This is a genomic window from Streptococcus lactarius, assembly GCF_016642265.1.
Classification (GTDB): Bacteria; Bacillota; Bacilli; order Lactobacillales; family Streptococcaceae; genus Streptococcus; species Streptococcus lactarius.
This window is the reverse complement of sequence record NZ_MRXX01000001.1, coordinates 87,000-100,328: the sequence shown is the minus strand read 5'-3', so window position 1 is coordinate 100,328 and position 13,329 is coordinate 87,000. Positions and strand designations below refer to the sequence as shown.

Annotated in this window: 14 protein-coding genes and 2 pseudogenes; all 16 read left to right on the top strand. The window is 31.6% G+C overall.

Annotated elements, in window-relative coordinates:
* The first annotated feature begins 32 nt into the window (after positions 1 to 32).
* The 16 genes and pseudogenes from BTU61_RS00540 (at position 33) to BTU61_RS00470 (ending at position 13,319) form a co-directional block, all read left to right on the top strand.
* Complete coding sequence (locus BTU61_RS00540; protein ID WP_200771874.1) at positions 33 to 740, top strand: hypothetical protein; 708 nt, start codon at positions 33 to 35, stop codon at positions 738 to 740.
* 34 nt (positions 741 to 774) lie between these two features.
* A complete protein-coding gene (locus BTU61_RS00535) occupies positions 775 to 1,773 on the top strand; it encodes a hypothetical protein (protein WP_200771873.1) in 999 nt (332 codons plus the stop codon).
* A 412-nt stretch (positions 1,774 to 2,185) separates the two neighbouring features.
* Entirely contained in the window at positions 2,186 to 2,431 is a 246-nt protein-coding gene (locus BTU61_RS00530) for a GmrSD restriction endonuclease domain-containing protein (protein WP_200771872.1), read from the top strand.
* Positions 2,432 to 2,502: 71 nt separating this feature from the next.
* A complete protein-coding gene (locus BTU61_RS10225) occupies positions 2,503 to 2,793 on the top strand; it encodes a hypothetical protein (protein ID WP_234700059.1) in 291 nt (96 codons plus the stop codon).
* A gap of 32 nt (positions 2,794 to 2,825) precedes the next feature.
* Positions 2,826 to 3,074, top strand: coding sequence for a hypothetical protein (locus BTU61_RS10220; RefSeq protein ID WP_234700058.1), 249 nt, complete (start codon positions 2,826 to 2,828; stop codon positions 3,072 to 3,074).
* Positions 3,075 to 3,127: 53 nt separating this feature from the next.
* Positions 3,128 to 4,081 carry a phospholipase D-like domain-containing protein gene (locus BTU61_RS10215; protein ID WP_234700057.1) on the top strand — a complete coding sequence of 318 codons (954 nt, stop codon included), beginning with the start codon at positions 3,128 to 3,130 and terminating at the stop codon, positions 4,079 to 4,081.
* 172 nt (positions 4,082 to 4,253) lie between these two features.
* Positions 4,254 to 4,895, top strand: a pseudogene (locus BTU61_RS00515) (IS256 family transposase); the annotation flags it as partial.
* 609 nt (positions 4,896 to 5,504) lie between these two features.
* Positions 5,505 to 6,473: a DUF4365 domain-containing protein gene (locus BTU61_RS00510; protein WP_200771871.1), complete on the top strand. Its 969-nt coding sequence runs from the start codon at positions 5,505 to 5,507 to the stop codon at positions 6,471 to 6,473.
* 6 nt (positions 6,474 to 6,479) lie between these two features.
* The gene (locus BTU61_RS00505) at positions 6,480 to 6,878 is read left to right on the top strand and encodes a hypothetical protein (protein ID WP_200771870.1); all 399 of its coding nucleotides are present in this window, start codon (positions 6,480 to 6,482) and stop codon (positions 6,876 to 6,878) included.
* A gap of 192 nt (positions 6,879 to 7,070) precedes the next feature.
* Positions 7,071 to 7,676, top strand: a complete 606-nt coding sequence (locus BTU61_RS00500) for a DUF6037 family protein (protein ID WP_338092674.1) — start codon at positions 7,071 to 7,073, stop codon at positions 7,674 to 7,676.
* 145 nt (positions 7,677 to 7,821) lie between these two features.
* Positions 7,822 to 8,583, top strand: coding sequence for a DUF6710 family protein (locus BTU61_RS00495; protein ID WP_200771869.1), 762 nt, complete (start codon positions 7,822 to 7,824; stop codon positions 8,581 to 8,583).
* Between the two features lie 241 nt (positions 8,584 to 8,824).
* A pseudogene (locus BTU61_RS00490) lies at positions 8,825 to 8,944 on the top strand (Type 1 glutamine amidotransferase-like domain-containing protein); the annotation flags it as partial.
* 169 nt (positions 8,945 to 9,113) lie between these two features.
* Positions 9,114 to 9,743 (top strand): TetR/AcrR family transcriptional regulator, encoded by a 630-nt coding sequence (locus BTU61_RS00485; RefSeq protein WP_200771868.1) that lies wholly within the window; start codon positions 9,114 to 9,116, stop codon positions 9,741 to 9,743.
* Positions 9,744 to 10,020: 277 nt separating this feature from the next.
* Complete coding sequence (locus BTU61_RS00480; protein ID WP_200771867.1) at positions 10,021 to 10,761, top strand: ABC transporter permease; 741 nt, start codon at positions 10,021 to 10,023, stop codon at positions 10,759 to 10,761.
* 135 nt (positions 10,762 to 10,896) lie between these two features.
* Positions 10,897 to 11,634 carry an ABC transporter ATP-binding protein gene (locus tag BTU61_RS00475; protein ID WP_200772064.1) on the top strand — a complete coding sequence of 246 codons (738 nt, stop codon included), beginning with the start codon at positions 10,897 to 10,899 and terminating at the stop codon, positions 11,632 to 11,634.
* Between the two features lie 2 nt (positions 11,635 to 11,636).
* Positions 11,637 to 13,319 (top strand): ABC transporter ATP-binding protein, encoded by a 1,683-nt coding sequence (locus BTU61_RS00470; protein WP_200771866.1) that lies wholly within the window; start codon positions 11,637 to 11,639, stop codon positions 13,317 to 13,319.
* Positions 13,320 to 13,329 lie beyond the last annotated feature (10 nt).

The window sequence follows — 13,329 nt, the reverse complement described above, 5'->3', positions numbered from 1 at the left end:
GAACTAACAATAAAATGGAGATCTAGTACGGCATGAGCAGTAATGATGAATTATCACAGTCTAATGAATCAATCAATTTGAAAATGTTGAATGAGGACTATTTTGAAGAACTCAGTAAGCGAATAGATAGATTCAAGGTCCTAAGAAAAGAAGCTATAACTTTAGCTGCTGGAGTAATAGGGGAACATTTATTTGAAGAAGATTTGTTTTTTTCTTCAGCCATTGGACGAACAGTGGATATTTTAGATGGAATATCAAACCTTTTAGAAACTAGGAATATTACTTGTGCAGGTATCTTAGTCAGGATACAATTAGATAATTTGATGAGAGTTTTTGCGGCTTTTATAGCTGCAGATAGGTCAGAATTTATAAAGAAGGTTTTAAAAGGTACACCTGTCCGAAAACTATATGATGATGAAGGAAATAAGATGACGGATTATAATCTCAGGAAAAGAATATCAGTTTATTGTCCTGAGATTGATGATGTCTATGTGAAAGCATCCGGTTATGTTCATTTTTCAGATATAGCAGTTCATAAGAGTTGGTGGGGTAATAAAGAAGATATCCCTCATTATTCTGTTGGTCTTCCAATCAGAGAAGAGGTTAACCCTCTCCTTTTAGAAATTGCGGATGCGTTTATCTATTTTATCGAGATAGAATTTGAATTATATGATGTACTAGTGAACTCAAAGAAAAATGCAGATAAGAAGTTAGGTGGGCAATCTGCTAAGGAAGGATAGTTGGAGGTGAGATATAATTTTGGATGATGAAAAGATGGAATTACCAAAGGAAACTATAGGGAGTGTAGCGGCTACTAGGACTGAGTTTGCGAAGTTGTATGCAAGTATGAATGCTGAACAAATCGCCAGGATGCTACAACCGTTAGAAAAAATTGCTAAAGTAGTCAATGATCCAACAAATAAATCTATCCAGGCTGCAGCTAGTTCAATGGCTAAGACTTTCATTAATCCCATACAGATTGGGACTAATAAAACTCTTATAGATGCTGCAGGGACTCTAACTAAGAGCTATACTGATGCAATGAAAGTTGCCAATATTCCTTTTGATTCTATTAGTTCTATGTCGGCAACTCTGCAAGCATTTTTAAAAAATTTTCAATCAACGATTTTTAAAGATTTATCTAATTTTACAAAAATCTTAGAAACTACAACTACTCATACTGAAGAGGAAATAAAGGATATACAGTATAAGCTAAATATTTTAGCTGAACGAGGTTGGGTAGTATATTTCCTTGATTATGATCTGTTTTATGATGTTAAGATTGACGATTTTGAGGAAGTAGAGGAGTATTGGTTTGAGTTACTAGAATCTGATTTGGAGGATAAAAATATAATTACAAAATTAGAGCAATCTCAGTTTATTCCATCAGTTTTGACTCAATCTATGGTTCAAAGCTATCAATCGGAAAACTATTATGCAGCTTACACAGTTGCAACAATTATAATTGACGGTGCTTTGAATAGATTTGCAGAAGCAGGTAGCAATACCGGCAACAAGTTGAAGGTAGGGTATAAAGCGGTGGATTTTTTAGATTCAGAGTTTACTAATCAATCTTTACGAGATTCTGGATTTATAGAATGGTTAAAGCTGTTCTTCGCAGATACTAAAAACTTCACGTTAGAAAGACCGAATCGACATATGATTAATCATGGAAGATGGGAAGGGCAAATTAGTAAGAACGATTTCCTCAAAATTTTTAATGCTGTGCTATATGTTGAAGACGTACTAAGTAACCGGATAAGTTACGTTTAATGTTTTACTTCAAATATTTAGACGGTCTTTATTTCGTTTCATAGTATAGGAAGATAACGTCAGCACATGTCGAGTGTGTAGCTCTACTTGTGAAAAAATAGAAACCTTTGAACTAAAGGGATAGTAAAAGCCTTGATTGCAAGGCTTTTTGTCATATAGGGAACTAAGTATCAGAGTGATAGTACAAGTTGAGTGTCTTGATGTGATAGCATTATAGGCTGTTAATCTATTTCCATAAACCCTAGGCAGGTACGATTTGTTTCCATAGACTAGGTGTTAATGGGAAAAAACATACTCTCCCAAGTATCACCAAAATGGTGGAAAGAACTATCAGTTCAGTTGTTGATATAAAGTCATAGTTATCTAAAGGGTGTGTTATAATAGTTTTAAAGTTTCAAATAGAGAACATATTATGTTAGACGCTGGTTTTGTAACTCATGAAGAGTTCCATGAGTATGCTGAGAAATTTGGTAATAAGATTCTTCTGGAATCCGATATCAACCGTGTTATCGGAGAAGCAAGGTTCAGAACAAAGTGGGAGAATGTGATTACCGGTGGTCATGGCTATGTTGGAAGTAAATTGCCTATTGCACAATCACTAGTTCACTATCAAAATGATACCTGGACTAAAGGTGATATTGAATTAATGACAGAATAAGCTGCTAAGCGAATTGCTGATTTTGTTTTTGAATGATTTAAGTTAATCATATTGGGAGATAAGGTAGAATTATGTCAGTAAATCACGTTATTTTTGAAATACCATCAGATATTCAGAAAAGTTCAGATGCTGGAGTTTATCAACGTTATGGTTCCGTTATCAGAAACGACTCTGGTAATATTGTAAAGCATCTAAAAGAAGTAAAAGTTGTTGAACCAGCGCAAAAGGCTGCTAAAAGTCTAGCCAAAAATAAATATGCTGTTGCTATTGGAACGGGTGTTCTTTATGTTGGTGGAGCCGGTTATTATATTTTCAATTCTAATAGATACAAGAGGGCAGCAAAAAGCTCATATAGAAGCTAATTCATTTTATTCAATTAGCCCAAAAGGGAGATGTGAATGAGCAAGAAGTTGATAACTACTTAAAGTATTTACATGATAATCAAAATATACTACTTGCATTGAAACTTAATTCTACATTTGATGAATTGTTTGAGCTTATATATGATTATACAATTCAATTTGCTGAGGCAAATAAATCTAAAACTAGAAATATTAGTAGAATAAATAATAATAACAAAGTAGTTAATCTTATAGATTATCTCGAATTCCAAAAAGAAATTTATAAATCCAAATGTATCTAAAATTGGAGAATATAGTAGATTTATCAATAGAAAGTAAAACGGGTAAAAATATTATGACTACATATCATTTAAAATCTAAGTCTGACAATGGTGGGGATAGTTACTGTTTAGATAATATAGAATTATTATCAAATATCGATTTTATCAAGATATTTGAAGAAATTTCTACTTCAGCTAAAATTGATATAGTTACTTACAGTTTTTATGATGATGAATTTGTTAAAAAACTCTTCCGTAAAAAAACTAATGTCAGAGTACTATTAAGTAAAGTTTCTAAGCAAAGTCAACATTACGCAGATTTAATTCGAGAGATTGTACCAAATTCAGATGTAATTAAGGTTGAAGAGAGTCACGCCAAAATTGTTTTGGCGGAGCCTAATTTTGTATATCTAGGATCTCAAAATATTGATCAGTCAGACTGGTTCCAGACAGGAGTGGTAATTAGGGACCAAGAAATTTATAAATATTATCTAAAGATTGTTAATGATTTGGCGAAAGGAAAATTACCTTATAATTATTCGCATAAAAGTTCAGATTATGTCTTGCAGAATCTAAATAAAATTTCTTATACTCCTTTTACACCATTATATTCATCAAAAACATTGCATAACGTTGAAGTTAAATTCTCTAAGCAGTTAAATTGGAATCAAAAATTCAATGGATTGCGAAATAGAAAAATTATTATTACTACTTATACACTCCCAAATATGGACTACATTCGAACAATGTTAACTAAACTATTCAAACAGCAAAATGATGTAACAATATACGCAAATTCAATAGCTCTACCAACTTTAGAGAAACTTAGAAATGAGTTTCCAAGTTTGGATTTTGAAACAAGACCAAATTTACATTCAAAGATGATTTTAGTTGAGGACAATATTGTATGGATTTCCTCTCAAAATTTCGGAACTAGTACTTGGTTCGAGAATACATTGAATATTAAAAGTAACGATGCTTATTGCTATTTTGAAGCCATTTTAAAAGATTTCCTACGAAGACAATAATCAATTACTATGTAGAAATCTATTTAGTTTGGAATATATCACTTATTAAAACAAAATATTTTCTTTATTTTTGTATATGATAAATAGAACACGAGAGCTCTAATATGATTAACTCAATAAATGAAACATTTGAAAAAAGTGGACTACTCTAAAAAATAATAAATAATTTTAAAAATGTATTCATATCGAGCTTCGCATTACACCAGAAGGACAAAAGACTATCCTCGGATGTGAGATGCCCAAAATGAAAATGATGATTCTTGGTTGGCTCTGCTAGACAAACTTCAAAACCAAGGAATCCAACCTAATTCTCTTTTAGTGACCGATGGCGTCAAGGGGGATGAGCAGATTATTAGTCAGGCTTACTCATTAGCGAAACAACGTTGCTTAATTCATATTAGTCGTAATCTGGCTAGTAAGGTGAAACGATCTGATCGGGCAGTTATTCTGGAGCAATTTAGAACGATTTATCGTGCTGAAAATTTAGAAATGGTAGTACAAGCTTTAGCTTACTTTATCGTCGAATGGAAATCAAAGTATAGAAATATCATGGGAAATCTAGAGAATACGGATAATCTTTAACTTTTTATCAGTTTTCATACCAGATTTGGCACAGTCTTTATTCGACAAACTTCATTGAGGCTCTTAACAAAGAAATCAAACATCAAACGAAAAAGAAGGTTCTTTTTCCTAACGAGGAGGCTCTGAAACGTTATTTAGTTACTCTGTTTGAAGATTATAATTTCAGGCAAAGTTAGCGAATTCAAAAGGTTTTGGCCAATGTTCTGACACACTTGAAAGCTTATTTGATTAAAACTCCGTAACTCTGCTTGAGTGTTTACACAAAATTATTGACAGTATCATCAAAAGCTTTGCCCAAAATATTGAAGAAAATCCATTCTCATCAAAGCTTTTCTGCGGTGTATGTGGTTCGCCATTTGCGAGGCAACATTGGACAACTACCAAAGGGAAACGCCCCATTTGATAATGTAGTTCAAAAGGGAGAACTTGGTTGTTCAAACACACATATTGATGAAAAAATGTTGCGAAAGGCTACCAGCTAGCCATATCGGAATTACTCTCTCATCAGCAGGACTGCGAACAGAAGTGGCAGAGAATGATTGAGAAAGGAACATCTCTTGAGAAGTACAAAGCTTCACTCATGAGAGAAGAACTGATGGATAGTAGTAAGGAGTTCGATCCAGACTTGATAGTTAGATTGCTGAAAAAATCATTGTTGGTGAGCAAGTGATAGTCTGTTTTGCGGATGGAACAGAAGTTTCACTTTAAAATGTTTCAATTGAGGTACATATGTGCTCTTTACTTTTTTGGTATAATTGAGGTAGATATTATTCTAAATTAGAATTAATGAAGTTATTGTGCTAATTAATAAGTTTGATTGTAAGATCTTAAAGGAGTGCTTATGTCAAATACAAATGAACGTTTAGGAGTTCATTACTGTGCAGGAATTGTAGAACATAATAAATGGTTGTTTAGAGAACAACCCGTTAATGATATCGGTATTGATGCACATATTGAATATATTGAAAATGGAAAACCAAAACAGCTTCTAGCTTTACAAATAAAATCTGGACCTAGTTGGTTTAGAGAAAAGAAAGATGATTGTGTCATTTTCAGAAAGATAAATGAAAGACAATATAACTATTGGACTATGAATTCCCTTCCTTGCATTATTGTACTGTATCATCCAGAGACTAACGTGTGTATCTGGCAAAAGTTAACTGTTGATACAATTGAAAGAACAAAAAATGGAGACGGGAGGGGTTTTATTGTTAGAATTCCTTTGAGTCAAGTTTTCTTAGATGAATCCTCAAATAAGGAATTGCTTAGTTATACAAATTTGCCACAGCACATTGTCAACTACAATTTCCTATCATCTCAAAAGAATTTTATGCAGATTATTAAAAATGGTGGCGAAATAAAGTTGCATTCTAGAGAATGGATCAACAAATCAAGTGGTAAAGGTGAAGTGGAGTTAATAGTTGATGATAGGAAAACAATCCAAAAATATATTTATCCATATTGGTTTCCTTACACTCCCTACACAGATGTGTTTCCTAAATTGTTTCCATGGGCAAATTTTTCTCCTGATGAAGAGTTTTTTGAAGAAGATGATATAGAACTGTGGAAACAATATCACTGTTATTATGATGAAGAAAGAGATGATTGGTTAGTTGTTGGCGATACATTCGAGGAGTTTCGCAAAACGTTAAATCCTATGCGTTGGAAAGATTACTCTGGCGAAATTGCAGAGTACATGTTGATTTTAAGTTTGAATGAACTGGGTGACTCATTCTTGAATGTGGATAATTTTTTGGATAAAAATCAGCCATATGTAGAAACAAGATCAAAAGAAAGATCTGGAGAGTAAACTATCATGAAAAAAATTAAACTAAATAGTGAGCAAATGAGTATTTCTAAAATTGATGGGTACATACTTGATCCCACTGAAAAATATGTAAGTGATCTCAATGAAGAACTAGATTTTGGAATTACGATTCTCCAATCCTGTCATATGCTTGTTTTTCCTCCAGCCTTTAAAAATTGGCATGCCTGGCTTTTTGAAAATGGATTTAGTCTAGATATACCAAACCCAACAAATGAGTTTGTTTCAAAATTTTATGGTGTTGAGCCACTGTGGAAAACCGCATATTCGATGGGAATAGTCGTAAAAGCTGAGAATGATGAGGATTACTATATCATTATGGAATGTAGTGATAAAAATACGGGCTTTAAACATACTCAAATCATTCTTACTATGGGTGGGTGCATGTAAGGAGATTCACTCCAACTTGATAGTTTGGCTACTTTGAAAAATAATAGTCGGTGCGCAAGTTACAATTTGCTTTTTGGATGAAACTGAAGTTGCTTTATAAAACTCTGAAAGCACAGATAAATTCTGTGCTTTTTTGATATAATGGAGTTTAAGAAAGAATATTAGTCATCATGGAGGAGGTGCAATAATGGAATATTTTATAGTAAAAGCATTGATGGTCTGAAAGAATTGTATAAATCAATGTGTGGATTGGGAGTCCAAATTGGAAGTTTCATACATGAGTATAATAGCATTAGGTCAAATGTTATTTTTGATACCCGTAAGTGGATTCTAATATTTATAAAGCAAGGATTAGGAGATACACTAACACTAAAGGTTCAAAAAGGATTTAAATTTACTATTGAAGGTAATAGTGAGTATCAAAATTTTATTTCCTATTTTGGCATCAGAGGAGGGAGAGGGAAGTTTAGTATAGCTGATTTTATCAATCATTTTAGTAGTCAGATACCTACTCAATATATAATAACTGATACTGCAAGGCAGACCATTGTTAATTATGACCGAATAGATTCTACAAGTGATGGAATTTATCCAGTAGGAGTGAAAAATTGGGATGTTATACATGCTCAAAATCCCAATTTACCAAAAGATAAGTACCATCGTACAAAAGGAAATTTATTGAAAACAAAGGAACTCTATCCAAAAATATATGAGCTAATCAAGGATAAGGATATTACGATAATATATAGTCAACATCAAGGGGCTGAAACAGCTCACATAAAAAGTGGTATTTTTTAGAAAAAGTTATAATGAGAATACAGCACGATGGAAAACGATCAAAAATCTAATTGAAACAAATCCAGCTTGGTTAAAAAATTTAAGTTAAAGTTAGAACCCCATCAGAACTGGATTTTTTAGTCTTTTTTACTAATAGGAGAAAATAATGTTTGATAAAATATGTAAGTTTTTTGGTTCTTTTTATAGAACTGAGAGGAATGGTGATTATCAAGGTAAATATAAAAGGTATATGGAGAAACTAAACAATAGTGAGAATACTAATAAAAAGGTAAAAATTGTAAAAAATATTTTATCGGTGATAATTGATTATCTAAACTTTTATGAAGCAATTCAAGCTATTGAAACAGACCATGAAGTTCAATATAATTCAAATATTGAAGAAATCTATAATTTACTTGCTAACGAAACAGATTTGGATATTGATGAAGTTATTTGTGAAAAAGTACATGTAGATGATATGAAATACTATGAAAATAAGAAAATACGTAAAGAAGGCCCGATTAGCATAAAAGTAAATGAGTTACCGATTTTATTAAACCCTTGGAATTCAGATAGGATTATTAGAAATCTTGATGATATTAACGACCAAAATGTTTTTGACGGAGATAAGTATAGTTTCAATATCTATAATCATTATTTGTATCCAATGGATATTGTTATTTGTAATGGGGGAAATCATTCGCAGTTTTCAGCAAGGATGAAACATCAAGGTCATACCCTTATTAAAAGTATACGAGACTATTCGGTATTATATGACTATATTTACTTTGATGGTCAAAAATTTAAAAGAAAGTCAGATGAATCAGTTATTGATTTGGAATATGATACAAAGCTTGTATTCTACTCAGGAGTTATTTTTGAATACGGAAGGCATTTACTTGAAGCAGATTATCATAGATTCGAATAATCTGTTGAACATTTTCGAATATAGGCAGAAAAGTCTGTAAAATTGTTGTATATACACTATTTCTAACTAAGAAGAATCTACTTTGAATTTTATATCATATTTTAAGTGTTTCGGAGTGTCCTTATAAATTCTATCCCTCGATAATCCATTTCAGAGTAACGGACTGTCCTATCAAGACATGTTGAGGCAGTATTACTGCTTGTACGAGCTGAAGCAGTGTGAAAGTAGTTAATTTACAGTGAATGATAAAGCTAATAAGGATAGAGCTGAAGAACTCGTTCATGTTCCCATAATTCCACTAAATGATTATTCCTGTCTTGTATTAGATAAACTTGGAAACATCATAGAGAAAATTGACTAGTTTTCAATATTTAAAATCCGGAATTAGGATACTAAAGTGTAGATGAAATGTTTAATGAAAAGCCTTGAATTAAGGCTTTTTGTTATATTCCAATAAAGAACTTGACATTTTTAGTTTCGTCAATTACAATAGAAGTTACATACCACCGGTATGATAGAAAGGGACTAAAATGGCAAGGAATAGAAACTCACATGAAACTAGAAAAAAAATACTAGAGGTCTCTAAAAACTTATTTTTAGAAAAAGGATTTGATAATACGTCAATCCAAGATATCATAGATGGCTTAGGTGGATTAACAAAAGGAGTTATCTATCATCATTTTGATTCTAAATATGATATACTTCAAACAATCATTAGCGAAAATAATCAAGAAATTTTAAATTATAATTGGAGAGGAAATACTGGATTAGAAAAGATACAAAATTCTTTGATGGATTCTTTCTCTAATTTTGAACACCAAAGGCTCGTATACTCTGCCTCAATCATGCTAAGAAGTCCCCGTTTGTTAGGGGAGCAGTATCTAGGTCTATTTTCTGATTTTTTACCCGAAATTAGAGAGAAAGTTTACGAAGGAGTTGAAGATAGGTCTATTAAAACAGAATATCCAGAAGAGCTAGCGGATTTAATTGTTTTAACTCTAAATATTTGGATCGGTTTTCAAATTTCCGTTTTTTCATTAGTAGAATTAAAGCGCAAAATGAATTTCATTAAACTTACTTTTGAAGGTCTAGGGGTACAGTTAATTTCTGATGAAATGATGGAGGTGATTTTCAACTTATTTGATCACTTAAAAAAATAGGAAATAAGTAGTTGCATGACATGCTTGTTAATACTAATTTCTATCTATGTAATATCAATTGAACGATCTATTTTACATTTTGATACTTAAAAAATAACATACTTTAAGTGTGTTATTAAAATTCCATTATACATACCATAGGTATGTTTGTTTTTTGATATTTACATACCGATAGTATGTCTGATGGGATTGTCTGTTAAATAAGCTTATTTTTAAATATTTGGTGAGATTAGTTTGAATAGTTAATTCTTTATTTACACTTTGGAGGAAAGAATCTATGTTGTCGCTTATTAAAATTGAATTAAATAAAATTTCTAAATCTAAATTATTTTTAGCCTGGTTGTGTACTATATTTATAGTGTTAGGTATTACAGGAATAATCATTATGGGGTTAGGTACTGATAATAAACTAGGAGAATTCACTGGACAGGATTCTAATCTTATTAGAATTACTGGTAAATGGGAAGGTTGGGCAATTGTAGCATCATTGTTTTCATCTTTATTTACAAAAGCAGTATTTTTGATTTTCGAATCTTATTTATTATCTACGATTATTATTGATGAATTTAAACGAAGGACAATTTTTCAGTTGTTTTCTTACCCTATTTCTAAAATAAAGTTACTATGGGGAAAAATTATTTCAGTCATTCTAATAGCATGTATTGCCCATTTTTCTGCACATTTAGTGATTCAATTATTCATTAGATTCATGGCTGTTGTAACTGAATCTAGTTATATCCCTGTAGCTAGTCAATTAATTAACTTAGCTGGAATAACGTTTGCAACAGTACTAATAGGGTTACTACCATTTGTTTTAGGTATGATTAAGCATTCAACAGCTATAACAATGCTTACAGGACTTGGTTTAGCAGCATTACTTTCAAATGTAAGTCCAGGAAGTTTATCTAATAATATTGCTGATAACTTATTCTTTTTGATATTTGCAAGTTTCATAAGTTTAATGATTACTTCATTTTCAATTTTTGATATTTCAAGACAAGATATTAGTATCAAGTAGCGTAGTTGAGTTTAATCGAAGGAAAGTGATAATTCCTTAATGATTTCTATAAAAAAAGAGACTGTATAAATTAGTATTTATTCTCCGGGAGAAAAATTCTTGTATTTAAAGCCAGATATAGAAAGAGAGATAGAAATGAGAAATATTGTTGAAATAAAAGAACTTTTTAAAACAATTGATAAAGAAGAAATTTTAAGTGGTATCAACCTTCAAATTGCTGAAGGAGAAATCTATGGTTTTTTAGGACCGAATGGTGCTGGAAAAACAACGCTAATGAAATGTATGTTAACCTTATCAACAATTACATCAGGTAGTATTGAAATTTTTGGGAAAAATCTACATGAACACAGAGAGGAAATACTAAGTCAGGTTGGAAGTATTATTGAATCACCAATTTTTTATGATAACTGCACTGCAAAAGAAATTTTGGAAATTCACGCTCAGTATATGGGGAAAACTATTACTGAATCAGATATAATAAGAGCCTTAAGAATGGTCGGATTAAAAAATACGACTAAAAAAGTAAAAGATTTTTCGTTAGGAATGAGGCAAAGGCTTGGTTTAGCTCGTGCTTTTCTAACAAAACCTAAATTGTTAATTTTAGATGAGCCAATCAATGGTTTAGATCCAATAGGAATTCAAGAAATTCGAAATCTTTTGTTGTCGCTTTCTAAGGAGCATGGAATTACAATACTAATATCGAGTCATATATTATCGGAAATTTCACAGATAGCAGATAAGATTGGTTTTATCAAAAATGGAGAAATGGTAGAACAGGTCTCTATGAAAGAGATTAGAAGAGAGAATATCGATTTAGAAGAATATTTTATGTCACATTTTCTAAATGAAATTAAGAATTATGAGGTAGATTAAGGATGAAACAATTGATAAAGAACCATCAGAAGGCTTTTTATGCCTTCATGATATTTAATATACTGGTCCCTTTAACTAATATTGCTTTTGCTTATGCTATTAAAGGTATTATTGATAGTGGCATGTCTCAAAATAAAGAAGCCTTAACTCAAGCGGTACTAGTAGGAGCTATTGTTATTTTCATCTATGCAGGGCTCAACTTTCTATCTCTGCGATTGAAAAATAAACTTGTTAGGCAAATCATGTCAAGATACAAAAACAAGGTGTTACAATCTATTTTAGATAGGGATTATAGAGACTTTTCTAACGAAAAATCAGGGAAATTTATTTCTGTATTAACCGAAAATATGAAGAAAATTGAGCAAGATTATCTACACCAGTATTTTAATATTTCAAAAAACCTTTCCTTAATGATTTTTTCACTCCTAGCTATGTTTGTAGGTAATTGGTTTTTGACCTTATTAGTTATCATTGCTAGCATTATTCCGATGATGATTTCAGGATTTATTGGACAAAAATCAGCCTCTCTACAAAATAGAGCTATGATTGCCGATCAGAAGTATTTAGCGAAGGTTAAAGATATTTTAGCAGGATTTCTGGTTATTAAAAGTTTTAATGTGAAAGACGCTATCTGTGAGGATTATAGTCATGAAAGTGAAAAATTTGATGAGATATATTTTATAAAAGGAAAATTTGATGTTTTAGCAAATGTTATTTCCCAGCTTTCAGGGATGATTGTTTTTTTGGTAGCCTTTGGTGGAGGGATGTATCTCGTATTTAATGGCTCTACCACAATTGGAAGTGTGACAGCTATTGTTCAACTGGTCAATTTTGTAGTAATGCCACTAAATGAAATTGGTATGGGAATGAGTAAATTCCGTGAAGGTCAGACAACACTTAATGCATTTGAGGTAAAAGATGTAACTGGACTCCAGACCGGTGAAACGAAAGAATATTTCGATGATGTTATTTCTTTTTCAAATATAGACTTTTCTTACCCTAATGCTGAAGAAAAAATTTTTAATCATTTATCTTTGAAGATTAAAAAAGGAGAAAAAATTGCAATTGTAGGAATGTCAGGGAGTGGGAAATCAACTTTGCTCAATCTATTACTGCGTTTTTACGATGTAACAAGTGGGTATATCTCAATTGATAATCAAGATATACAAGCTATTTCAGCAGAGAGTCTTTATAACTTAATGACGATTGTTCAACAAGATGTTTATATCTTTGATGATACTTTAAGAGCCAATATTACTCTTAATCAATCCTTTACCGATGAGGAAATAAAGAAAGCTGTACAGCAGTCAGGTTTAGAAAGTTATGTTTTAGAAAATGAATTAGGTCTACAAGCTTTATGTGGAGAGAATGGATCAAATTTATCTGGCGGACAAAAACAAAGAGTTAGTATTGCGCGTGCCTTGATTCGAAAAACACCAATCTTATTATTGGATGAGGCTACTTCATCTTTGGATAATCAAGTAACTACTGAAATTGAAAGTTCAATCTTGGATATTCAAAATTTGACTGCACTTGTAGTAACCCACAAGTTGAATGAGAACATTTTGAAAAAATACGATAGAATCCTCTTTATGAAAGATGGCGTTATTGTTGAAGATGGTTCTTTCAGTGATTTGATGGATAGGAGAGGTGAGTTTTGTAAGTTGTTTGAGTTGAGTGTGTAATTCTCTTTCA